This window comes from Nocardia alba NBRC 108234 (assembly GCF_001612665.1).
GTDB classification, from domain to species: Bacteria; Actinomycetota; Actinomycetes; order Mycobacteriales; family Mycobacteriaceae; genus Nocardia; species Nocardia alba.
Window position 1 is genome coordinate 1 of record NZ_BDAX01000033.1, and the last position, 22848, is coordinate 22848.

Here is a 22848-nt window from a genome sequence, read left to right on the forward strand (position 1 = left end):
CGCCAGTCGCTGTGCGATTGGCGAGAACATTTCAGGAGACACTTGGTGAGCGCAGTTACGAAGAGTGGTAAAGTTTGCGTTGGAACATGAGGTTCCTGACGGTCAGAATGTGACCGCCAGTGCCAAGTGGGCCACACAGAAAAAGCTCGATCCGCTGTGACGAGCGGACCGAGCCTTCCTTGAACTTCTGACCGAAACGCCTAGAAACCGCTGGTCAGAAGAGTAGGTACCTTGTCAGCGCGGCGACCACGGTCGCCGCGCTGACGTCTACGTTTTCTGTGATCTGTAGAACAAGCGAGCTCAGTTCGATCACGACCGAGGCCGTGCCCAAGAGCAGAAACACTCGCCAGTGGGGAGAACCATCATTGTCCGATGGATTCATATCGTTCCTTTCCTGCATAAAATTACCCCCCGAACCGGAGGGCAACAATATGCAGGACCGATGGTCGAATGGATTCACTGGACGATGAAGAGTGTACGCACAAAGTCTCCGCTAGCAAATTCGCGTCAGCAGTTCACTCGGATAAAAGCACAGGGGTTACATTCATCGCGCTTTTGTCGCGTCAGATAAATGGCCATCTAGCTGGGCAAATGCGGTCACGGGTTTCCGTGCCGCGAGCTGCGCCACCCGATGGTCGACTGTGTCGCCGTGCCGCGATCACTGCACCGACCGACGGCAGATCGTCCGGTTCGTCGCAGTGTGGCGGCATCCGGGTGACTACGCCCTTGCATCCCGCCCGGGGGTGTGGTGCCACCCGCGGGCGGCCACGGTGAGCTGGCGCCGCCACCGGTCGACGTTGCGGGTCTGAGCAGCGGTCAGCGCACCCGGCGGCGGACTCGCATCTGCTCGCCAGATTGACAGACGTTCAGCCCGGGCGGCTCGTGCGCAGCGCGGCGAGGACGGGCATCACCGGCGGTATTGCTCCGCTTCATCTGATCGAGCTGCTGACCTAGGCGGTCGGTGCTCGCCGCAACGATCCCGAACCCTTCGTCGATCACCGCGCGCGAGATCGCGTCGAACTCCCGGTACGTGTCGGTCTCGCGTTGACGCGCGGCGGCGCTCTTCCCCGCGTCCCCACCCCTTAAAGCCTTGGTCACCAGGCCCTTCGCGGCCGACAATTGACGGCGCGCGGCCTTCTGCTGCTCGGCGATATCGGTGAGGCGGGCGCCAGCGACTGTGCTTTCGGCGGTGCTGACCTCCGAAAGTTCCGGCCCTTGGCATATTCGCGGTCGGCGGCGTCGATCAGCGCGTCGACCTCGGGGATACCGGTTCGGAGGTTGTCCATGATGGGTCCTTCTCGAAGGGGTTCGGCCTGTAGTCGGTGGACGTACCCCAAGGCGGCGGTGTTGTCAGTATGCCCAGGAGCTCAGCAGCGCGTCATGCGAGTTCGACCGCGCGCCGTAGACGGCACCGTGCCATTCGGCGGTGAGCCGCTGCCACGCCTCCCACGCCTCGCCATCGAGGTCGATTGAGCGGCCGTCACCGGCATCGAGCCGCGCCAGCACCACCGCGGTGTCGGCGGCAGGTGAGGTCCCTTCGGCGGCCGCGGCCGGTTGCAAGCGCGCGTCGGTGCCCTCCGAGGTGTACAGCCGCGCCGGCCGGTCGCCGCGAGCGCTGGGTGCCGCCGCGATCGCGAGCCCCAGAATCCGGATGACGGTGCGCCAGTCCGACAACGAAGCGTCGGCGTCGGCGTGTTCGTCGATCTCGTTCCATCGGTCGAGGAACTGGGTGACCTCGTCGAGGGCGGGCAGGCGTTGCGTGGCCCGTGTGGTCTCGGCCTGGATCATCAGCTCCAAGGCGGCGGTGAGCAGCGTCAGCTGTTGCCGGGTCGCGGTCGTGACGTAGACGCCCATATGCTCGGTCCCGTTGTGGTTCACCGGGATCGCGGTGTCGCGCCCGGCGGTGTCGTGGCCGATATCGAACCGCCAGGAGTGTGCCACGATCGCCTCCAACGCGGCTTGCAGTTCGGTGGCGACGAGTTGATCCGGCAGTCTCCAGGGATCCCCGTCACGGTCGATCGTGGGGTCGTTCGCGAGACGCAGCTCGAAGGCGAATTCAAGAGCTTTGTTGATCACGCCGACGAGGTCGAGATGATCGGGGACGAGCACACGAACTGTCTCTGACATGGTGACTTCCTCTGAGCTCATACGTGGGCCCGCCCGTCAGCAGCGTTCGCCGCGGCAGATACAGCGGCGGCGAGGCGGTTGCGGACGTCGGTCATCTCGGCCAGCGCCGCATCGAGATCGGCCAATGCGTCAGCGCCGGCGGCGCGACCGAAGCGTTCGAGCGCGGCGCCGAGCTGACCGATGTCATGGCCCTGCGCTACGACCGCAACCGAGAACGACGTTCGGGCCGAGTTGATTTGGGCATCTGATGGCCGAGATGGGAAAAATTGTAGCTCTCGGGCACGCGGGCGCGCGAACGACTGCCGTTCGGAGTTCCGCCCACACTCCGGCTCAAGCTGTCGGTGCAGGGATGGATACTGGCATCCGCTCCGACCGGTTGTGCCGCGAGGAGGGTCTTGCAGGACACCCGACGCCACCAGCAACCACGCTCGCGCGGCCGCCGCCGACCCGCACAAGTGAAAGGACACCCACCCCTCGATGAGCATCGACTGGCACACGATCGGTCAGGAACAGTTCGACCGCATCGTCGAAGCGCTGATCAACCACAAATATCGCGGTGCCGACATCGAGGTGATCGCTCTCGACGGCCGTGGTGGCGATGGCGGCGTCGACATCGAGGTGCGCCAGGACGGGCGGGTGATCATCTTCCAGCTCAAGTACTTTCCCGAAGGGTTCAGCGGCGGCTGGAAAACCCGGCGCACGCAGATCAAGCGCTCGTTCGCCAAGCTGGTCAAGACGCGCACCGTCGACAAGACGTGCATGGTCGACGAATGGGTTCTCGTAGTGCCGAGAAACCTGACTCCCGGTGAGCATGCGTTCGTCACCGGCCTCGGCAAGACCGCTACCACGCCGTCGACCTGGCCCCTCGGTCGCAAAGACCTTGATGACCTGCTCATCGAATTCCCCGAGATCGACCGCTGGGCCCAGCGCAATGTCCACAGCGAACTCCGCGACAATGCCGCGACCTACAACCGCGAGCGCGACAACCTGCTCCACCCCGACGATCTGTCGATCCGAGTGTCCGAGCTGGGCGCGCTAGCCGACTCGACCGATCTGAACTGGGCGACCGACTTCGCGCGTGTCGGCGATGTTGTGACCCACACGCTGCGCGCGAAGAACTCTCGTTCTCAGGAGAACAGCCCCATCCTGGTCAGCTTCAAGGGATCGTTCGGTCCACAGCATGCCGCGCTGCGAGAGCAGTTCGAGCGTTCGACACGCTTCGGTGCCTCGGGCGAGGTTGTCCTGCCGGCGGAGATCGTAGGCGCCGTGACGATCACCGGACCAGAACTCGTCGCCGGTGTGTACACAGGGATGGAAGTACGATTCGAGGCGCTGAGCAGCGCTGCGGCTATCGGCGCACCGGCGGAGCTGCGGTTCTTCGATGACCACGGCGCCCAGGTCATCTCGCACGAGGGGCGGATCTCCCACCTGACTCCAGGATCGCACGGCTTCGCGATGCGGATCGACTTCTTCGACCACCTTCAGGTCGAGTTGCTGAGCCCCAAGGATGTCTCCCAGCCGGGCCACGCCGACATCAGCTACAACCTGCGGCGTATCCGCCCTGCTGATGCCCTCGGTGTCGAGGAGATCCTGACGGCGATCAACCAGCCCGATCTCCGCTGTCGGGTATACATCGACGACAAGCTCCTCGTTTCGCTGTCATTCGAGCCTCCCGCAGATGCCGACATCGACGACGAGCTCGATGCGGTGTTCCGCCTCGCCTACGACCTGAAAGTCGTTCAGGAACACTGCCGATCGTCGTTCGACCTCCCCGAGGCGCTGACGCCACTAGAGCGCATCAATCTTCGAGTGGCCCGACTACTGCTGGAGGGCTACGCTGTCGCATCTCCGGAAGCACCCGGTGGCGTCGTCATTCTCAACGGTTCGGACAGTCCACACCTACGTCAGCTTCTCGCAGGTGAAGATGCCTGGGTGAGCTTCACCGCACAAAGCTTCACCTTCTCCGTCGGCGCCAAGGAACTCACTCTCACCGACGTGCTGGTCTTCCACCCTCGCGCTACCGCGCGCAACGGCACAGAAGCTCTCGCAGCCATGGAGAACGGCAAAGCGGAGGGCTTCCGGCTCAACGTGGCCCCGAGCAACGAGCCGTACTTCTACCTGGCGCTGTCTGACCGGCTCGGTGATCCGGTGCCGCCGGTCTCGGACTGGAAGCTGGCGCTCTGGAGCCTGCCCGGAATAACGCAGCCCGGCCCGCACGCCAGCACTGCCGATGGACCCGACGAGCATCGGTGAGCAGCCGATGACCGCCCACGAAGCCAGCTTCGACGACGCGGACGACGACCCAGCCGTCGAAGAGCTCGAACAGTCCCTCGCGCGTCGAGGGACTGACGGCCGAATACCAGCGGGAATGGGTTCAATTCGCGGTGTGGGCGATCGCCGGAGGCAGCAGGGTGCTGCCTGCCTCGACCGCAGTCCTGGTCGACTACCTGCGCGCCCACCCCGGCCCGCTGGCCACTCAGCGGGGCCGCGCCAGCGCGATCACCGACGCGCACCACCGTGCGCGTCGGGTTCCGGTCCCTGCACGAGGCCATCGACACCACCACCCCCGGCGGGCGCCTGGTCTTCCACGTCTTCGCCGCGCTGGCCGAATTCATCCGCGAACTGATCGTCGATGGCACCGAAGAGGACCTGGCCGCCGCGCGGTCCCGCGGTCAACGCCTCGGCCGATCACCGGCGATGACCGCCGAACAGATCCGCCAAGCCCGCGCCACGCTCACTCGACCCGAGGAAACCGTTTCCTCGGTCGCCCGGCTACTCGGCGTTTCGCGGTCGACGATCTACAAATACCTGCCCGAGATCGGGCCGATACACATCGACACCGCGAAGTCCGGATTCAGCCCATCGACTATGACTGGATCCTTCGCGCGGCGGTGGTGCGCGATGCTGTCACTGCTTTCGAGGTGTACCTGGAGAAGGTCGGAACCGAACTCGGCCACAACTGGAACGTCGGAGCAGAGAAGTCACCAGGCTGGAACTCGATGGTCGAGTACTTCGACACCGACCTGGGACTCGACGTAAAACCGGCGCGAGTGACGGGAATTCGTCGAATTCGCCACGTCCTCACTCACCAGTGGGGCGAACTCCGCACCGCAGAGCTCCGGGAGAAATTCGGCGCGGACCCAGACACCGCCTGGGTAAGTCGTCAAGCCGCGCTCTCGGCCGAGGTTGTTACTCGAAATCCTCGATGACTTGGGCGATGTTGTGCACCAGGCTGATTCCACGACCTGGGCACGCTAACCGATCCGGTGCAGCGCCCGCGGGATCCCGTCGCCGGACGCCCGCGTCGTCAGTACGGGGAGACGGAACGCCTATCGTCGGATCGACGCGACGCGCAACGCGGCAAGCGCTCGTCTGCGCCGAAGTGACCCGATCCAGGGCACGAGTCCCTACGGACCGGCGACGTCGGGGTGACGATTGCTAGTCGGTCGCCATGATCAGTTCTCCTGTCCAATCGGCGGTGGCGAGCGCGATGCGTTGCTGGTCAGCCGGAGACAGCTGCGGCGTGAGATCCACTGTGTTCGAGGTGAGTTCAGTGTCCTAGATTGATCCGGGTAATGAATGGATTCGAGCAATAGCTAGATCGGTGCTATTGCTCGCATGTTCTCGACGACCGCCGACAGATCCCGCGGTGTTCGCAGGGGATGACGAGCAACGGTCGGCAGCTCACGTCGAGCGATACCGGTGAGCGTACCCGCAGGAGGCAATTCGACGAATGCGGTGAGCGCACGGCGCTCAAGGTTCGCGGTACACAGATCCCAGCGAACCGGCCTGGTGATCTGCGCCGCGATCTTGGCAATGGCGTCGTCGCCGGAGATAACCGGTTCGCCGTCCGAATTCGACAGCAGCGTCAGCACCGGATCTCGCACGTCGAGATCGTGGATCTCGTGCACGAAATCGTCACGTGCGTACGCCATGTGGTCGCTGTGGAAGGCCCCTGCCACACTCAGGGCGACAACCTTGACACCGGGAGGTACGTTAGTGGCGAGTTCACTCAGCGCCTCGATTCGTCCCGCAGCCACCACATGTCCACTCCCGTTGTAGTTTGCCGGGGTGAGACCGAGTTCGGCGAGCAACGGGAGAAGGTACGTGAGGTCTGCGCCGAGAACCGCTGACATGCCGGTGCGGTCACGCTCGCAGGCTCGCGACATGGCACGTCCGCGAACGGCGGCGAGCCGTACCGCGTCATCGGATGAGATGACACCGGCGACAGCCGCCGCGGTGAGTTCTCCGACCGAGTGACCGGCGACTATCGTTTCCCGACTCACCGCGCCGGTCGCCGCAAGTCGGGTGAAGGCAAGCAGCGCTGCGGCTACGACCAGTGGTTGCGCCACCGCGGTATCGACGAGTTCGGCGGTATCGGCGGCAGTTCCCCAATGGATGAGATCTGAATCGATGAGGTCCGACCATCGGCGTAGGTCCGCTTCGGCACCGTTTACCTCCAGCCAAGGCAATAGCATGCCCGCTTTCTGGGAACCTTGCCCCGGCGCAACCAAGGCGAGACGACCAGGCTGGTCGCTGGACGCGACCGGTGCCGCTTCTGGGCGATCTCGATCGGCGCGCACCATCATCGCCCCCAGCGGAGCAGGGTGTTAGCGATCGACATACCGCCGCCGAAAGCCGAAAGAAGCACCAGATCACCGTTTTGCAGGGCTCCCTCGCGGTGGACGCGATCGAGCGTGACCGGCACCGACGCGGCGCCGGTATTCCCGCAATCGCTGACGATCACATGATGTTCGGCGTTGTCGAGTCCCAGAGTGGGAGCCAGTTCTCGCAGCATCACGCCGTTGGCCTGGTGTGGAATGAAATGGTCGACGGCGGTTTCGGTAAGACCGGCGGTGCGCAGGACCTCCTTGATCGACAGGGGCATGTGGGTGGCGACGAATTCGCGGACCGCTCGACCCTGCATGGAGAAGTAGTGCCCTTTGTCGTCCCGGCCTAGCTCCCGGGCCGGCAGGCGACTGCCGCCCGCCGGAACCCTGATCGTTTCGTGGGTGCCGCCGTAGGTGTGCAACACGGTGCTGAGCAGGCCCGCAGGTGCTCGCACTGGGCCGAGAACCACCGCGCCCGCGCCGTCGCCGAACAGCGCCGCAGTGCGGCGATCGGTCGGATCAACGATGCGTGAATAGATGTCGGCACCGATTACCAGGCCGTGGCCACCTCGTGCGAGAAGGCGGGCCGCGGTGTGCATGGCGAACACGAATCCACTGCACACCGCGTTGACGTCGAAGGCCGCCGTGCCGTCCGCGCCCAGCAGACCTTGCACCAGCGCCGCCGTAGCCGGTTGCGGATGATCCGGGGTAGAGGTGGCGACGATGATGTAGTCCAGTTGTTCGACACCGACTCCCGCGTCGACCAGTGCCGCGCGCGCCGCGCGCGCCGCCAGATCCGAGGTCGCTTCCTCGGGGGCGGCGTATCGGCGACGGCGTATTTCGGTTTTAGCGACGATCCACTCTTCGGTCGTTTCGGTGTTCGCGGCGATCTCGGCATTGGAAACGACTCGGTGTGGCAGATACGAACCGGTCCCGAGAATGCCCACCGCCGTGTTCGGCGCGGCGGGAACTTCAAGCGGCCCGGCCTGGGAATACACGATCTCACGGTCGCGATGCCGTGCCGGGTCGAGATAGTTTTCAGCGGTCACGTCACTGACTCTCCGAGAGTTGTTGTAGGGCAGTTGTCGTCGTGCGGGTGTCGGCGCGGGGGCAGACCACGTGTCGATGCAGGGGGGTGGAATACCGAGCTGACTGTGCACAGGTGCGCTCAAGTGTCGATGGAGCCTCACCGATAGGCCCGCTCTCCAGCGCTGGTCGAGCGACCCGCACAACCGTGGTACCGAATCCCCACCACAACATCCCTGGAGCTTGATGATGGAAACTCGTGTAGCGCTTGTGACAGGCGCAAGCAGCGGTATCGGCCTCGCCACCGTCAGGCGCCTGTCGGCGGCAGGGCTGTCGGTGTTCGGCGCCGCCCGGTCCGACGACAGACTGCGGGATGCGTTGTCACCCCTGGTGGCGGGCGGCGCCCGCATCGGTTGGAAAGCAACCGATGTGACGAAGACCGACGAGATCCACGATCTGGTCGATGCGGTGCTCGATCGTTTCGGTCGCATCGACGTCCTGGTCAACAATGCCGGGCGCAGCGGCGGCGGCGAGATCGGCGCACTGCCCGACCAATTATGGGACGAAGTGCTGGCCACCAATTTGACCAGTGTGTTCTACCTGACGCGGGAAGTTCTAGGCCGCAAGGAGATGGTGGGTCGGGGGTGGGGCCGCATCGTGAATGTCGCGTCGACGGCGGGAAAGCAGGGTGTGGTGTTCGCCTCGCCCTACTGCGCGTCCAAACACGGTGTGCTCGGGCTGACGCGTGCGGTGGCGCTGGAGGTGGTCCGGTCCGGGATAACGGTGAACGCTGTATGCCCCGGTTACGTGGAAACCCCCCTGGCCGTGCGCGTACGGCAAGGGTACGCCGATCACTGGGGACGATCGGAGCAGGAAGTGCTCGACGAATTCGTCGGCAAGGTCCCACTCGGCCGCTACTCCACTGCCGATGAGGTTGCGTCGATGATCGAGTATGTGGCGAGCGACGCCGCCGCCAGCGTGACCGGCCAGGCGCTCAACGTCTGTGGCGGCCTCGGCCGTTACTGAGTCGCGTTGCGGCCGAGGGCGTCCCCTGGTCGTCCGGGTGCCGCGCGGGGGACGCCGACTCCGATTTTCGGACCGGTCGCTTCTAACCATGTTGTGCTAGAGAGAGTTAGGGGTATCGAGTCCCTGGTTCTACAGCGGTCAACCGGGCGGTTCGACGAAGCAGCTTGCACAGGCACCAGATTCGTAACGAACGACGTATCGCGAGGAACCCGATGACGACCGCTCTGTTGACCTCACCGCGTATCGACCTACTCGGCAATATGATGGCCACCCTGAACAACCACTCGATCCTGCCGACCGCGGCCAAGCCACGGCAGATGCTCGCCCTGCTCGCGCTGCGTCCGTGTCAGGTGGTGTCGGTCGAGTTACTGGTCGAAGAGGTCTGGGGAGACAATCAGCCCAGCCGCGTCCGCACGGCCACGCAGACCTACATCATGCAGATCCGCAGACTCCTCTCGGCTGCGCCCTTCGATTCCACCGAGGACGCCAAACAGCTGCTGATCACTCGCCACAATGGATATACGCTCGATTTCGATCCAGAACAGAGCGACGCCTGGCGATTCGTCGAGGCCACCCGCGCCGGATTCGTTGCACTCGACCAACGCGACTACGAGACCGCTTCGGTCAAGCTGGAGGAAGCTATTCAGATGTGGCGCGGTCCGGCGCTCGTCGACGTCGATACCGGCACGGTGCTGCGGCTCGAGGTCGAACGGCTCAACGAATACCATCGGTGTGCCCAGGAAGCCTGGGTAGAGGCCGAACTCAATCTCAAACGGTACAGAACCGCGCTGAGCGAGTTGGTCGCCCTGCGCGCTGCCGATCCGCTCAACGAGCGACTGTGCGGTCTGCAGATGGCTGCACTCTACGATTCAGGGCGAACTCCCGAGGCTCTGAACGCATTCCGTGACCTGAGCAGATCGCTGCGTGCCGAATTGGGAGTCACCCCTTCGCGAAAGCTCGTCCAATTGCACGAATCCATCCTGCGCGGCGATTTTCTGGAGGGATTACCGAGCCGTCCGTGACTCGGTAATCTGCTCGGTTCCGCGCGAACTCTGACCGCGCAGTACCGCATACGCGATCGAGGACCGTCCCGCATCGTTCACGGTAACTCCGGCATCCGGCCCGCGAACGAATACGAACGCCCCACCCGCCCGGCCTCGTACGCACCTTCCCGGCTCCGTCCCGGCAGCACGTATGAGGGCCGCGCATACGCGCCGCCGTCACAACATCGGTAGACCATTTCCGGCTCCCGAGGCCGGCCGTTCCGGTCTCCACAGCCCCGAGTCAGTCGACCGCGCGCGAGTTCGCTGCCTTTGACGGGACCCCGGTAGTCGGTCCACCTGATCTGGACCAATCTCATGGGGTCAGGTCACCTTTCCAGTCTCAGCGCGCCATTTCCGCGCCTGGCTCACCCTGCCTAGCTCCAACCTCCCGGGTTTCGCTGCCAAATAGCGCCTCCATCAATCTTCGAGCACGCCCCACCAGTGTTGACCCCGTCGAATCCACCGCCCGCAACCCGCCCGGGAGGCAGTATGACCACCCTTCTACGCGTCGATGCGTCAGCATCGCCGGTGTCGGTTTCGCGGCGTGTCGCCGCTGCCTTCACCGAAGCTCTCGAAGCACATATGCCTCGCCTGACCATCCTGAATCGCGATCTGGCGGGCACCCCGATACCCCACCTGACCTGGGACGCGGTATCGGTGCTGACCGGTATGAACAACGACAGCGACACCGCCGGAGAAGCCGAGGCACGGGCATTACAGGACACGCTCTCCAGTGAACTCCTCGATGCCGATCTGTTGGTGTTGAGCGCCCCTATGTACAACTGGGCGATTCCGTCGAACCTGAAAGCCTGGATCGATCGCGTTCTGGTTCTGGGGCGCACACTGCCGAGAGATCCGCTGAACAAGCCACTCGGCGGCAGGCACGCCGTGGTCGCCCTGGCGTACGGCGGCCCGGGAAAACTCGTCGACGGCGACGCTACGTTCGAGTTCTGCGAGTCCTACCTGAAAACGCTGCTGGGGACCGTGCTCGGCTATCGGGTCGAGACCATCGTTGTTCGCAACACCTTGAGTACCGCGCGTTCGGACACCCCCGAGACCAGGGCCGCGTGGAATAGCGCGCTCGCCGAGGCGGAGACCGCCGCCCGAACCCATGCCCACAGCCTCGCCGAACGCCTGCTCACCGGTGCGGGCCCCGCTGTCAGGTGAAAGGAACAAGACCGTGAAGGACATTCTGGACAGGATCCTGAACGGGGAGGCGACGGATCTGGCCGGTGTCTCGATTCCCGACAGCTACCGGGCCGTCACCGTGCACGCCGACGAGCAACACATATTCGACGGTCTGCCGCACCGCGAGCGCGATCCCGGGCTGGCACTGCATCTCGACGAGGTTCCCACTCCTGTCGTGGGACCAGGTGAGGCGCTGGTGGCGGTTATGGCCAGTGCCGTCAATTACAACACGGTGTGGTCGTCGATCTTCGCGCCGGTCAGCACATTCCGGTTTCTGAACAAGTTGGGCAAGACCGGCCCGGCGGGAGCCCGGCACGATCTGCCCATGCACGTGCTCGGCTCCGATATGTCCGGTGTCGTGCTCAATGTCGGTCCCGGCGTGAGCAAGTGGAAGCCGGGCGATCGAGTGGTGGCGCACTGTCTGAATGTCGACCTGCAGTCCCCGGACGGCCACGACGACACCATGCTGGACACCGACCAGCGCATTTGGGGCTACGAGACGAACTTCGGGGGGATGGCACACCTGGCACTCGTGCGGTCCAACCAGCTCATGCCCAAGCCCGCTCACCTCACATGGGAGGAGGCCGCCTGTAGCGGCTTGGTCAACTCGACCGCCTACCGACAACTCGTCTCCCAGCACGGCGGGGCGATGAAACAAGGTGACATCGTGCTGATTTGGGGCGCCACCGGCGGCCTGGGCTCCTATGCCGTCCAGTACGCCCTCAACGGCGGCGCCGTGCCGATCGCGGTGGTCTCGAGCCCTGAACGTGCCGAGCAGGCGCGTAGACAAGGGGTCGAACTGGTCATCGACCGCAAGGCCGAGGACTACCGCTTCTGGCGTGAGGGTGAGCCCGACGAACGGGAATGGCGCCGATTCGGCTCCCATATCCGCGATCTCACCGGCGGTGAGGATCCCGACATCGTCTTCGAGCATCCGGGTCGGGACACCTTCGGAGCCTCTGTCTATGTCGCTCGGCGCGGCGGAAAGATCGTCACCTGCGCGTCGACATCGGGGTTCCGGCACGAATTCGACAATCGCTACCTGTGGATGAACCTCAAATCCATCATCGGCACCCATTTCGCGAACTACCGGGAAGCCTGGCAGGCCAACCGGCTCATCGACCGGGGCAACATCCACCCCACCCTGTCCCGCACCTACGACATGGACCGGTCGGCCGACGCCGTCACCGCCGTACACCGCGGCAGCCACATGGGCAAAGTCGGTGTGCTCTGCCTCGCACCGACCCGCGGGCTCGGGGTCACCGATCCGGTCAAGCGGGCCCGCCACCTCGACCGCATCAACTCCTACACGATACCGAGGAGCGACGACCATGACCTCCGCACCGACAACCACTCCGATCTCTTCGGACCGATACACCTCGCTGGTGCAGTTCCTGACGCGACACATGCAACTCCTTGACGCAGGCCGTTTCGAGGAGTGGGCCGCCGGATTCACCGAAGACGGCGTCTTCGCCACCGAGGCGGTTCCCGAACCCGCTGTCGGGCGCGACCAGCTCGCCAGCGGTTCGCGCCGTGCGCACGCAGATCTGACCGCGCAGGGCATCCAGCGTCATCACTGGCTCGGCATGGTCGTCGCCGAAGACGTCGGCGGCAACCGGGTGCGGGCGCGCAGCTACGCGCTGACGCTGACCGGCACGGGCGACGGCACCGCCGAACTGCGGTTCTTCAATCTGTGTCGAGACACTCTGCACTACGACCCGGTCGACGATTCCTGGCTGATCCGGGAACGTCGCGTCACCCGACAGTAGGGAGTCATCCGATGAGTCAGGACACTTTCCCGTTCGCACGCCGTTGCCCCTATGACATTCCCGACGAATACCGGCGACTCCAGCAGGCAGGTGCAGTCGAACAGGTCGACGTGGCCCACGGCGGCAAGGCATGGATCCTCACCTCCTTCGAAGACGTGCGATTCGCCCTCCACGACACCAGCATGAGCATGGATCGAACCCACCCCAATTATCCTTCGCCACTGCCGATCCCGCCTGCCTTCCGCACCAACGCGTCCCTGCTGGGAATGGATCCGCCCGAGCACACCAACTACCGCGGAATGGTCAAGGCGGAGTTCACTTTGCGCAGGGTCCGGGCCATGACCCCGAGGATCGAAGAACTCGTCGACGAACACATCGACCGTTTCCTAGACCGAGCCGACCGCACCGGCGATGTGATGGAAGATCTCGCACTACCGTTGACCCTGGCCGTTATCGGCGAGCTGCTGGCCATACCGCCCGAAGACCTGCCTACCCTGCACCACAACACGCGCCGCATGTTCGACCGTGCGGTCACCCAGGACGAACGTGTAGCTGCGATCACGTTCCTTGAGGAGTACTTTAAGGATTTCGTCGCCTCGAAGTTCGTCGCCGAGAGTGACGACATGATCAGCCGGATCATCGCCCGCAACCCCGGCCGCACCGTCACCGAAATGATTCATTTAACGCGACTTCTGCTCAACGGCGGACACGACAGCACTGCCAGCATGATCGGCCTCGGCCTGGTGGTGCTGCTCGGCGATCGGGACACCTTCCTCGCGCTGCCCACCGATCCCAGACTCCTCGACAGCGCCGTCGAAGAGCTTCTGCGGCTGTTGTCGGTGACCGACCTGGCGACTCCGCGGGTCGCCGCAGAGGACGTCACGATCGGGGGCGAACGGATCCGGCGCGGCGACGGCGTCTACCCGTCGACCGCCGCCGCGAACCGGGACCCGGCCGTATTCCCCGACCCGGACAGATTCGACCCACGTCGCCAAGACACCGACCGTCACGTGGCGTTCGGGTTCGGACGTCACCTGTGTCTCGGCGCCGATCTGGCCCGCGTCGAACTCCGGCTGGTATTCGGCAAGCTCGCCGAGCGGGCCCCAGCGCTAGCGCTGACCGTCCCAGAGGGTGAGATCCCCTACATGGACGGCGGTTTCGTCTATCGTGCCGCGAAAGTGCCTGTCCGTTGGTAGAAGTCGCGTCACTGACGTCGCTCGTGCTCCAGGCCCATTCGAGCGGCCGCTTATCTACCGAGAACTCATCGGACGAGAACGAACTACCAGGGGGTAGACGGTTTGACAGAGAACACGCTCACCCATCGGATCCGGGTCGACGCGCCCCCGGCGCAGGTGTACACGCTCATCGCCGATGTCGGGCGATGGCCACTGCTGCTCACACCGACCGTGCACGCCGAACAATTGCACCGGCACGACGACGAAGAGTTGATCCAGCTGTGGGCCACCGCCAACGGCGGACTCACCACCTGGCAGTCCCGCCGTGTCCTGACCCCACAGACCCACACCATCGAGTTCGCACAGGTGAAATTCACCGCCCCAGTCGCGAGTATGCGCGGACGCTGGGACATCACCGCCGCCGGACCCCACGCCTCGCAGGTCACCTTGCATCACACGTTCTCGGCGGTCGACGACGACCCCGCCGCAGTGGCGTTGATCGGCGCCGCCGTCAACCACAACAGCACCCAGGAACTGGCCCGCATCAAACAGGCCGCCGAACATGCCGGCACCGGACTCGCAGTGTCCTTCGACGACTCCGTCGAATTCACCGGATCACTGGAACGAGCCTACGAATTCATTCACCGATCCGACGCGTGGCCCGACCGTCTCCCGCACGTCGGTGACGTCGACCTAACCGAATACGGCCCAGACCTGCAGACCATGACCATGACCACAATCGCGGCCGACGGAAGCGAACACCGCACGACATCGGGTCGGGTGTGCCGACCCGCCGCCCGCATCTTTTACAAGCAGTACGAACTTCCCCCGGTGATGCTCGCCCACACCGGCCGCTGGATTTTCGAGCAGATCGACCCGGCGACGGTGAAGGTCACCTCACACCACGACGTCATCGTCGATATGACCGTCGCCCGCAGTATCTACGGCGTCGGGCTCTCCGACGCCGATGCGGCCCGTATGGTCCGCGACACCCTCGGCGGCAACAGCCGCATCACTCTCTCCGCCACCCGTGACTGGGCGGCGAACCGGAAAGGAACATCAGCCGTGCCGAACCTCACTGTGACCGAAGACGACCTGAAGACCTGCCTACAGCAGGCTGTCGGCGGCGACGACGACATCGATATCGACACCGCCGATCTCGATACAGACCTTGTCGAACTCGGCATCGATTCCCTGGCAAAAATCGATGCGCTCGGCCGCCTTGAGAGACAGTTCGGATTCAGGTTCCCCGAGGGCAGCGCCGATGTCATCGACACCATCCGGAACTTCCTGACCGTAGCCAACGAACAGCTCGCCGGTCAGTCGTGACCGTGACCACGGCCGTCGACCTGCCATCGAGGTTCGTTCGGTTCGCCATCGAAAATCTGGCGGGTAGTGCGACAGAACTCGACCAGGCCGCCGAGCATCCACTGCCGCAGTCGCAGCGGTTCGCCGAAGTCGGGTTGGCGAACTGGTGGCTGGCCGCCGAATTCGGCGGCCTCGGCATCGGCATGGAGTCCAGTGTGGACATCGTGTCCGAGATGGCCTATCACGACACCGGATTCACCTTCGGCTCGTTTCTGCCGATTCTCGGCACGACGATGATCGAGCGGTTCGCCCACCCCGACGTGGCTCGACGGGTGTTGTCCCAGCTCGGAGTTGCCGGTCACTCCTGCGCGATCCTAGCCAGCGAACAGCAGGCCGGAAGTGACCTGACCCAGACGGCCACCACCTATCGCGGCAGCGCCGACGGCGCCCGATTGACGCTGAACGGGCAGAAGTATTTCGCGACCAACGCCGACCGGGCGCTTTATCACGTCGTGCTGGCCCGCGACATCGACGACGGGTCCGAGTACCGCATGATCGTCGTGCCGCGTGACACCCCCGGAGTTCGGATTCACCAACGCTGGTCGATGACCGGAGTGCGCGGCTCGGCCACCTACGAGGTTGCGCTCGAGAATGTCACCGTCCCGGTCGAGAACATGTTGCACGGCAACGGCATCCGAGTGCTCGAAGTCGGCCTCAACCTCAGCCGTACCCTCATAGCCGCCTGCGGCATCGGAATCGCCCGCCGCATCCGCGACCTCAGCATGACCTACGCGCAGACCACCCTCGTCGGTGGGCGACCATTGCACCTCAACGACGTCTTCGCCGCCAAACTGGGACAAATGGAGGCGCATATCGAAACCATGCGGACCCAGTGCCTCGCGGCGGGCCGCGAGATAGACGAACTCCTCGCTCGTGGCGGGTCGGCGGATCCGCTACGTCAGGGCACGCTGCGCTCGGCGATGGTCGCCAAATTGTTCTGCGGCCAGATCACCTGGCAAGTCGCGAGCATCGGATCGGAGATATTCGGCGGCGGCGGGTACACCCGCGACCACCCGATCGGCAAGCTCGTGCGAGACGCGCGCTATATCGGCGTCGTGGAAGGCGGCGAAGATGTCACCCGCGCACTGCTCTACGCCCGATATGTCAAACCCGCGTCGCGTCGCCGCTAGGCAATCCTGCGGCACCTTCGTCGAGACCCCGATCCGCATTGCAGAGGAGAACGCTGTGGAGAAACTCGTCACGGAACTGACCGAGCTGCGGCGGTTGGTTCTCGACCAGACGACCGCAGCCACCGGACGCCAGCGCGAACAAGGCAAGGCGACCGCACGCGACCGCATCGACATGCTTCTGGACAAGGCGTCCTTCCACGAGGTCGAATCCCTGCGGCGCGCGCGCGGCGCGAGTCTCGGGCTCGGCGAGCGCCGCCCGCACACCGATGGCGTCGTCACCGGCTGGGGTACGGTCATGGGGCGCACGGTCTTCGTGTACGCCCAGGACTTCCGTATCCTTGGCGGCGCGGTCGGTGAGGCACACGCGGAGAAGATCCACAAGATCATGGATCTGGCCATCGCCACCGGCGCACCCCTGATCGCCCTGAACGACAGCGCGGGCGCTCGCATCCAGGAGGGGGTGGCAGCGTTGGCGGGCTTCGGCGGAATCTTCCGTCGAAATGTGCACGCTTCGGGCGTAATTCCACAGATCAGCGTCATGCTCGGCCCCTGTGCGGGCGGCGCGGCCTACAGTCCGGCACTGACCGATTTCGTATTCATGGTGCGCGGTATCGCACAGATGTTCCTCACCGGTCCCGACGTCGTGGCAGCGGTGACCGGCGAGCGGGTCAGCATGGACGAACTCGGTGGTGCCGATGTCCACGCACAGCGCTCCGGTGTCGCGCAGTTCGCCTACGACGACGAGGAATCCTGCCTGCACGACGTCCGGCTGCTGCTATCGATGCTGCCCGCAAACAACAGTGAACAGCCGCCCGTCGTGCCCTGTGCTGACCCGGTCGACCGGCGCAACGACGCACTCTACGACCTGGTCCCGACCGGTGGAAACCAGCCTTACGACATGCGCGCGGTGATCGAGGAGATTGTCGACGACGGCGACTACTTCGAGGTCGCTGAGCAGTGGGCCGGGAATATCCTCTGTGTTTTTGCCCGGTTTGCCGGGCACGTGGTGGGAATCGTGGCCAGCCAGCCGAATTCGATGGCGGGTGCGATGGATATAGCGGCGGCCGAGAAGGCCGCGCGGTTCGTACAGACCTGCGACTGCTTCAACATCCCGATCGTGACCTTAGTCGACGTACCTGGCTTCCTCCCTGGTGTCGGGCAGGAACACGGCGGCGTCATCCGGCACGGCGCCAAATTGCTGGCGGCCTACTGTAATGCGACCGTGCCGCGCGTCTCGGTGATCCTGCGCAAGGCGTTCGGCGGTGCGTACATCGTGATGGACTCCCGGTCGATAGGCGCCGACCTGACTTTCGCCTGGCCGACCAACGAGATCGCGGTCATGGGCGCCGAGGGTGCGGTGGAGATCGTGTTCCGCCGCGAACTTGCAGGCGCCGAGGACCCGGAAGTCATACGTGCCGAACGGATCCGGCAGTACCGGCGGGAGCTAGTCCATCCCTATTTCGCTGTCGAGCGCGGGCTGGTCGACGAGGTGATCGATCCGGCGACGACCCGCACGGCGCTGATCGGCGCGCTGGCCATGCTGCGAACCAAACACGCTGACCTCCCCCTACGCAAACACAGCAACACTCCGCTCTGACCGGACAAGGATGTGGACCCATGAGTATCGAGGTAAACGGAAACAGGGTCGCGCACGATGCGCCGCTGTTGCGCATCGAGCACGGCAACCCGGACGATATCGAGATCGCAGCCCTGCTCGCGGTATTGCTCGCCACCGCCACGACACCGAAATCTTCACCCGCCCCGGCTCCTGCGGTCTGGTTACGACCCCGGCGCCATTCGGTCTATGTGACCGCCACCAGTTGGCGCTCGGCGGCATGAGTACAGAGGCGACGACGCCGACGCGCGTATTGGTGACCGGCGGAGCCGGATTCATCGGGGCGAACTTCGTTCACCATATCGTGAACCGCTATCCCAATGTCGACGTGGTGGTGCTGGACGCGTTGACCTACGCGGGCAACAGAGAATCGTTAGCCACGGTGAGGAGCCGGATCGAATTCGTCGTCGGCGATATAGGCGACGCCGGACTGGTGGACGATCTGGTGCGCCGCGTCGACGCGGTCGTGCATTTCGCCGCGGAATCGCACAACGACAATTCGCTGGCCGACCCGCGCCCGTTCATCGACACCAATATCGTCGGCACATTCACACTTCTGCAAGCCGTCCGGGCACACGGTGTGCGCTACCACCATGTGTCGACCGACGAGGTGTACGGGGATCTGCCGTTGGCCGACCCACTCCGGTTCACCGAGTCCACCCCCTACAATCCGTCGGGGCCGTACTCGGCGACCAAAGCGGCAGGCGACATGCTGGTGCGGGCGTGGACGCGGTCCTTCGGCGTGAGGGCAACGATTTCCAACTGCTCCAACAACTACGGCCCCTACCAACACGTCGAGAAGTTCATTCCCCGCCAGATCACCAACCTGATTGACGGGATCCGTCCGCGTCTGTACGGGGCAGGCACGAACGTGCGCGACTGGATCCATGTCGAGGATCACAATCGTGCGGTGTGGCGCGTCCTGTGTGCCGGCAGCGTGGGCCGCACCTATCTGATCGGCGCCAACGGCGAGCTGGACAACAGGACCGTGATTGCCGCGTTACTTGAGGAATTCGGCCGCGCACCCGACGAATTCGACCAGGTCACCGATAGACCCGGACACGACGTGCGCTACGCCGTCGACTCCTCGGCGCTGCGCCGCGAACTGGGGTGGACGCCGCAATATCTCGACTTCCGGGACGGCCTGAGGTCGACCATCCGGTGGTATCGCGACAACGAACAGTGGTGGCGACCCGACAAGGTCGCCACCGAAGCGGCCTACCGGCGAAACGGCGAGACCCGGTTGTGAACGCGGTGCGCAGTCAGAGGAAACGGATCACGGCGCAGGACCAGTAGAATCCGCCGCCGGATCCGTGCAGGGCGCAGATGCTACCTGGTCGGATCGAGCGGTGCTGACGCAGCCAGTGCAGTCCGGCGATCTGGTCACCCGCACCGAGATGACCGATGGTGCGACCCCATTCGTAGTTGGTGATATCGGGTTCGATGCCAAGTGGCTCGAAGAATTGATGCCGCATCTTCGGCACCCCCAAATGCGGCACCACGTGCCAGTCGATGTCCTCGTGAGCCAGACCAGCCCCCGTCAGGGCAGCGTCGTACACGCCGAGCTGTCCCTGTTGCAGGATCTTCAATAGTTCCGCGAGACCGTATCGGCGCGTGAGCATCTCGCGGCCGTGATCGATGGTGATCGGTGTCGACCGCAGCGGCGCGTCGGCCGCGGGATCGGCGCCCCTGCTCATCTGTTCCAGCTCGGGGGCGCCGCGCCCGGTGACCGACAGCAACTCGGCGAACCCTCCCGAATTCGACACCAGCAGGGCGGTTCCACCGTCCGCGAAGACGGTGCCGGGATCGGTTCGCCAGCGGTCGATACCCGGTTCGCAGAACCGGTCACCGGTCGTGATCAGCACCGAAGCCGAGTCCTGCCGGCCGGACAGGAACTGTCCGGCCAGTTCCAGCGACGCCAGTCCGCCATTGGACAGCTGCGCCACATCCAACGTAAGACAGGTGTTTCCGACCGCGCCGTGCTGGACGTAGGCTGCCGAGGACCACATGTCGTATCCCTGAAAATAGGCGCTGGCATGCAGGACCAACTTCACCTGATCGCCGGAGATCGCGGCTTCGGAGATCGCAGTCCGGCCTGCCCGCAACGCCGATTCGGCGCCCGATTGCTCCGAGCGACACACCGATCGGATGCCGAGCCGCCGGGCACTGCGGGAATCGATACGGCCGAGGGCGATCTCCTCATGCACCGGGGTCGGCGCGGGCAGATCTGTTGCCGTCGCGGTTATATACATGCTGAGCCGAGCTCCCTCAAGGGCGTTGCAGGACAAGGGCCGAGGCGAATCCGCCGTGGCCGCGCGCGAGGACCAGCACCGTGCGCAGCTCGGCGGGAGTCGCCGACCGGATCAACGCGACGCTGTCGTCGACGATAGCGTCGGCGGGAAGGCCTGCGGGAGGTAGCGTTTGGTGACGCAGGCTCAGACACGCGGTAGCGACATCCAGGGCCGCCCCGCCACCCATCAGCCTTCCGAACATCGTCTTGGGCGCGGTGACTGGCACCGCGCGAGCGCCGAACAGATCGGCCAGCACCCGCGCCTCGGCCCCATCCAAATCGGGATCGCCGTAGGCGTCGGCGAAAACCGCATCGACATCGCCGGGGCGGCATCCTGACCGGTGGAGCGCCTGCGCCGCAGCCCGCCGCAAACCGTCTCCGGTCCGCGGATCGGGATCGAACGCTGCGGCGCTACCCGCGACGACGGCGTACGCGCGGGCCGGGTCGCCGGTGCGGTCCCACCGCTGCACGGTGAGGATCGCCCCGCCCTCTCCGGGGAAGTATCCCTGCGAGGTGGCGACGAACGGCTGATAGCTGGCAGGTTCGGACGATCGGTTCACTTCGGGCGCGACACCCAGCACGGCCATGCCGTAAGGGCAAAGGAGACCGTCGACGGCGCCCGCCAGCATGGTCGGCACGTCGGTACACACGCGATGCTTGGCATAGGCGACCGCGTCTAGCCCTGCGGCCTGTTCGGACACGACAACGCAGCCGGGGCCGCGCAGCTTGTTTTTGATCGAGATCTGACCGGTGTTCACGGCGTAGTACCAGGCGAAGGACATATACGGGCTGACTGTCTCCCACCCTTCGTGCCAGAGGGTCTGCAGCTGTCGCTGACCGAACTCAAGCCCCCCGGTGGAACTGCTCACCGCGACACCCGCCTGATAGCCATCCAGGCTCTGCGGATCGACCGAAGCGTTGGCCAGCGCCGAATCGGCCGCGACCATCGCAATTCTGGTGATCCGGTCGGTCTGTGGAACCAGCTTCTTTCGTACCGAATCCTCGGCCTCGAACGGCGGGATCATCCCGGCGTAGCGCACGGGGAACGCCGAGACATCGAAACGGTCGATTTCGGCGATCTTGCTACGACCGAGCAATAGGTTCGTCCAGTAGGTGTCGAGGTCGACGCCCAGGGGTGAGACGATTCCCAATCCGGTGACGGCGGCGGTGGTCATCCTCGGCCCGCCAACTCGAGATCGGTGAGGACGAGAGCGCTCTGAAATCCGCCGAAACCGCTGCCGACCGTCAATACGGCCTTCATGTCGTGGTCGCGGGCGATATTCGGCACATAGTCGAGGTCGCAGTCGGGGTCTTGTTCGAACAGATTCGCCGTGGGCATCACGACCTTGTTCTGCATCGCCAACGCGCACGCGGCGATCTCGAGCGACCCGATCGCCCCTAGGGAATGCCCGATCATTGACTTTATTCCTGTCATCGGAATTCGATACGCGTGTTCGCCCAGACTTCGTTTGACGGCTTCGGTTTCGTGCTTGTCGTTTTGTTTGGTCCCTGATCCGTGCGCGTTGACATAGTCGATATCTGTGGGGTTCAGCCGCGCCTTGCTCAGTGCGTGGTCGATCGCCTCCGACATCTCTGCACCCTGCGCCGACAGCCCGGTCATATGGAAGGCATTGCAGCGCGTGGCGTGACCGGCCACCTCGGCATAGATGTGGGCGCCGCGTCGTCGGGCGTGCTCGGCTTCCTCGAGGATCAGGATGGCACTGCCCTCACCGAGAATTAGCCCTGTGCGGTTGCGGTCGAACGGCCTGCATGCGGACTCGGGTGTGTCGTTGCGGATCGATGTGGCTTTGATTACGTCGAAGCAGGTCAACGTGATCGGGGATATCGGCGCGTCGGAGGCACCCGTCACCATCACGTCCGCTTCACCGCGCTGGATCATTTCCAACGCGTAGCCCACCGAGTCGATACCGGAGGTGCAGCCGTTGGAGATGACCGCTGCGGGCCCCAACGCTCCGGCGCGGCGGGCGAGGCTCGCAGCCAGTGAACTGGGCAGGAAGTAGTCGTGCACATGTGGTGTGGCGAAACTCGGATCGACCACCCAGTGCTCGCCACCGTCGGAGAGCACGGTGTACTCCCGCTCCATCGTGGTGGTGCCGCCGACAGCGCTGCCGACGGCGGTGCCGGTCCGCTCGGCCAGTTCCCCGTCGATGGTCAGGCCCGAGTCTCGCAGCGCTTCGTCGGCGGCGACGAGCGCCATCTGGGTGACACGGTCGTGGGCTCGCGCTTCCCGGTGGGTAAGTCCGTTCGCTATCGGATCGAAGTCGCATTCGGCCGCGACTCTGCAGCGGTGTCGGTCGGCGTCGAACGCGGTGATGATTCGGGTGGCGGTGACGCCGTTGCGCAGCAACGTCCAGAAGGGGTCGCGTCCGATCGCACCAGGGGCGACGACGCCGATCCCGGTGATCACAGCGCGGCGGTCAATCGTGGGCATCAGCGGTCCTTTCGAAGGCTTGCGGGCAA

22 protein-coding genes are annotated in these 22848 nt (G+C 64.7%); 15 read left to right on the forward strand and 7 right to left on the reverse strand.

Going from position 1 to position 22848, the window contains the following annotated elements; genetic code table 11:
* Positions 1–816: 816 nt before the first annotated feature.
* Both NA12_RS28290 and NA12_RS28295 read right to left on the reverse strand, forming a co-directional pair.
* Positions 817–1098 (reverse strand): hypothetical protein, encoded by a 282-nt coding sequence (locus NA12_RS28290; RefSeq protein WP_132370331.1) that lies wholly within the window; start codon positions 1096–1098, stop codon positions 817–819.
* Between the two features lie 252 nt (positions 1099–1350).
* Positions 1351–2127 carry a hypothetical protein gene (locus NA12_RS28295; RefSeq protein ID WP_132370333.1) on the reverse strand — a complete coding sequence of 259 codons (777 nt, stop codon included), beginning with the start codon at positions 2125–2127 and terminating at the stop codon, positions 1351–1353.
* A 23-nt stretch (positions 2128–2150) separates the two neighbouring features.
* On the opposite strand from NA12_RS28295, the gene NA12_RS28300 reads away from it, so the two are divergent.
* The 4 genes from NA12_RS28300 to NA12_RS34255 all read left to right on the forward strand — a co-directional run bounded on the left by NA12_RS28300 (position 2151) and on the right by NA12_RS34255 (position 5336).
* Positions 2151–2375, forward strand: a complete 225-nt coding sequence (locus NA12_RS28300) for a hypothetical protein (protein WP_067458138.1) — start codon at positions 2151–2153, stop codon at positions 2373–2375.
* A 229-nt stretch (positions 2376–2604) separates the two neighbouring features.
* Positions 2605–4380, forward strand: coding sequence for a hypothetical protein (locus tag NA12_RS28305; protein ID WP_067458141.1), 1776 nt, complete (start codon positions 2605–2607; stop codon positions 4378–4380).
* 264 nt (positions 4381–4644) lie between these two features.
* Entirely contained in the window at positions 4645–5166 is a 522-nt protein-coding gene (locus NA12_RS33335; protein ID WP_243655147.1) for a recombinase family protein, read from the forward strand.
* Positions 5049–5336, forward strand: a complete 288-nt coding sequence (locus NA12_RS34255) for a hypothetical protein (RefSeq protein WP_169810418.1) — start codon at positions 5049–5051, stop codon at positions 5334–5336. The genes NA12_RS33335 and NA12_RS34255 overlap by 118 nt, the downstream gene beginning before the upstream one ends.
* Before the next feature lie 387 nt (positions 5337–5723).
* On the opposite strand, the gene NA12_RS28310 is transcribed toward NA12_RS34255, so the two are convergent.
* Both NA12_RS28310 and NA12_RS28315 read right to left on the reverse strand, forming a co-directional pair.
* Positions 5724–6641 (reverse strand): ACP S-malonyltransferase, encoded by a 918-nt coding sequence (locus NA12_RS28310; protein WP_255284108.1) that lies wholly within the window; start codon positions 6639–6641, stop codon positions 5724–5726.
* Positions 6642–6712: 71 nt separating this feature from the next.
* Positions 6713–8173, reverse strand: a complete 1461-nt coding sequence (locus NA12_RS28315; protein WP_255284107.1) for a 3-oxoacyl-ACP synthase III family protein — start codon at positions 8171–8173, stop codon at positions 6713–6715.
* Here NA12_RS28315 and NA12_RS28320 point away from each other — a divergent pair.
* The 11 genes from NA12_RS28320 (at position 8079) to rfbB (ending at position 19326) form a co-directional block, all read left to right on the forward strand.
* Positions 8079–8789: an SDR family oxidoreductase gene (locus NA12_RS28320; protein ID WP_255284109.1), complete on the forward strand. Its 711-nt coding sequence runs from the start codon at positions 8079–8081 to the stop codon at positions 8787–8789. The two genes, NA12_RS28315 and NA12_RS28320, sit on opposite strands and share 95 nt — an antisense overlap.
* 260 nt (positions 8790–9049) lie before the next feature.
* A complete protein-coding gene (locus NA12_RS28325) occupies positions 9050–9811 on the forward strand; it encodes an AfsR/SARP family transcriptional regulator (RefSeq protein ID WP_165914877.1) in 762 nt (253 codons plus the stop codon).
* 510 nt (positions 9812–10321) lie between these two features.
* On the forward strand, positions 10322–10999 hold the full coding sequence (locus NA12_RS28330; protein WP_084473169.1) for an FMN-dependent NADH-azoreductase: 678 nt from the start codon (positions 10322–10324) through the stop codon (positions 10997–10999).
* A 13-nt stretch (positions 11000–11012) separates the two neighbouring features.
* Positions 11013–12440: a crotonyl-CoA carboxylase/reductase gene (ccrA, locus tag NA12_RS28335; protein ID WP_207905672.1), complete on the forward strand. Its 1428-nt coding sequence runs from the start codon at positions 11013–11015 to the stop codon at positions 12438–12440.
* On the forward strand, positions 12427–12789 hold the full coding sequence (locus tag NA12_RS28340; protein ID WP_207905673.1) for a nuclear transport factor 2 family protein: 363 nt from the start codon (positions 12427–12429) through the stop codon (positions 12787–12789). The genes ccrA and NA12_RS28340 overlap by 14 nt, the downstream gene beginning before the upstream one ends.
* A gap of 11 nt (positions 12790–12800) precedes the next feature.
* The gene (locus NA12_RS28345; protein ID WP_067458155.1) at positions 12801–13985 is read left to right on the forward strand and encodes a cytochrome P450; all 1185 of its coding nucleotides are present in this window, start codon (positions 12801–12803) and stop codon (positions 13983–13985) included.
* Between the two features lie 102 nt (positions 13986–14087).
* The gene (locus tag NA12_RS28350) at positions 14088–15293 is read left to right on the forward strand and encodes an SRPBCC family protein (protein WP_067458158.1); all 1206 of its coding nucleotides are present in this window, start codon (positions 14088–14090) and stop codon (positions 15291–15293) included.
* 2 nt (positions 15294–15295) lie between these two features.
* Positions 15296–16462 carry an acyl-CoA dehydrogenase family protein gene (locus NA12_RS28355; RefSeq protein ID WP_067458355.1) on the forward strand — a complete coding sequence of 389 codons (1167 nt, stop codon included), beginning with the start codon at positions 15296–15298 and terminating at the stop codon, positions 16460–16462.
* Positions 16434–18059 (forward strand): acyl-CoA carboxylase subunit beta, encoded by a 1626-nt coding sequence (locus NA12_RS28360; protein ID WP_084473171.1) that lies wholly within the window; start codon positions 16434–16436, stop codon positions 18057–18059. The genes NA12_RS28355 and NA12_RS28360 overlap by 29 nt, the downstream gene beginning before the upstream one ends.
* 20 nt (positions 18060–18079) lie before the next feature.
* Complete coding sequence (locus NA12_RS28365; RefSeq protein ID WP_067458161.1) at positions 18080–18301, forward strand: acyl-CoA carboxylase epsilon subunit; 222 nt, start codon at positions 18080–18082, stop codon at positions 18299–18301.
* Entirely contained in the window at positions 18298–19326 is a 1029-nt protein-coding gene (gene rfbB, locus NA12_RS28370) for a dTDP-glucose 4,6-dehydratase (protein ID WP_067458361.1), read from the forward strand. The genes NA12_RS28365 and rfbB overlap by 4 nt, the downstream gene beginning before the upstream one ends.
* 13 nt (positions 19327–19339) lie before the next feature.
* Here the strand turns inward: rfbB and NA12_RS28375 are convergent, their stop codons facing one another.
* The 3 genes from NA12_RS28375 to NA12_RS28385 are packed head-to-tail and all read right to left on the reverse strand — an operon-like array spanning position 19340 to position 22819.
* Positions 19340–20329 (reverse strand): ketoacyl-ACP synthase III family protein, encoded by a 990-nt coding sequence (locus NA12_RS28375; RefSeq protein WP_067458164.1) that lies wholly within the window; start codon positions 20327–20329, stop codon positions 19340–19342.
* A 16-nt stretch (positions 20330–20345) separates the two neighbouring features.
* Positions 20346–21542 carry a beta-ketoacyl synthase N-terminal-like domain-containing protein gene (locus NA12_RS28380; protein WP_067458168.1) on the reverse strand — a complete coding sequence of 399 codons (1197 nt, stop codon included), beginning with the start codon at positions 21540–21542 and terminating at the stop codon, positions 20346–20348.
* Positions 21539–22819 carry a beta-ketoacyl-[acyl-carrier-protein] synthase family protein gene (locus NA12_RS28385; RefSeq protein WP_132370335.1) on the reverse strand — a complete coding sequence of 427 codons (1281 nt, stop codon included), beginning with the start codon at positions 22817–22819 and terminating at the stop codon, positions 21539–21541. The genes NA12_RS28380 and NA12_RS28385 overlap by 4 nt, the downstream gene beginning before the upstream one ends.
* Between the last annotated feature and the right edge of the window lie 29 nt (positions 22820–22848).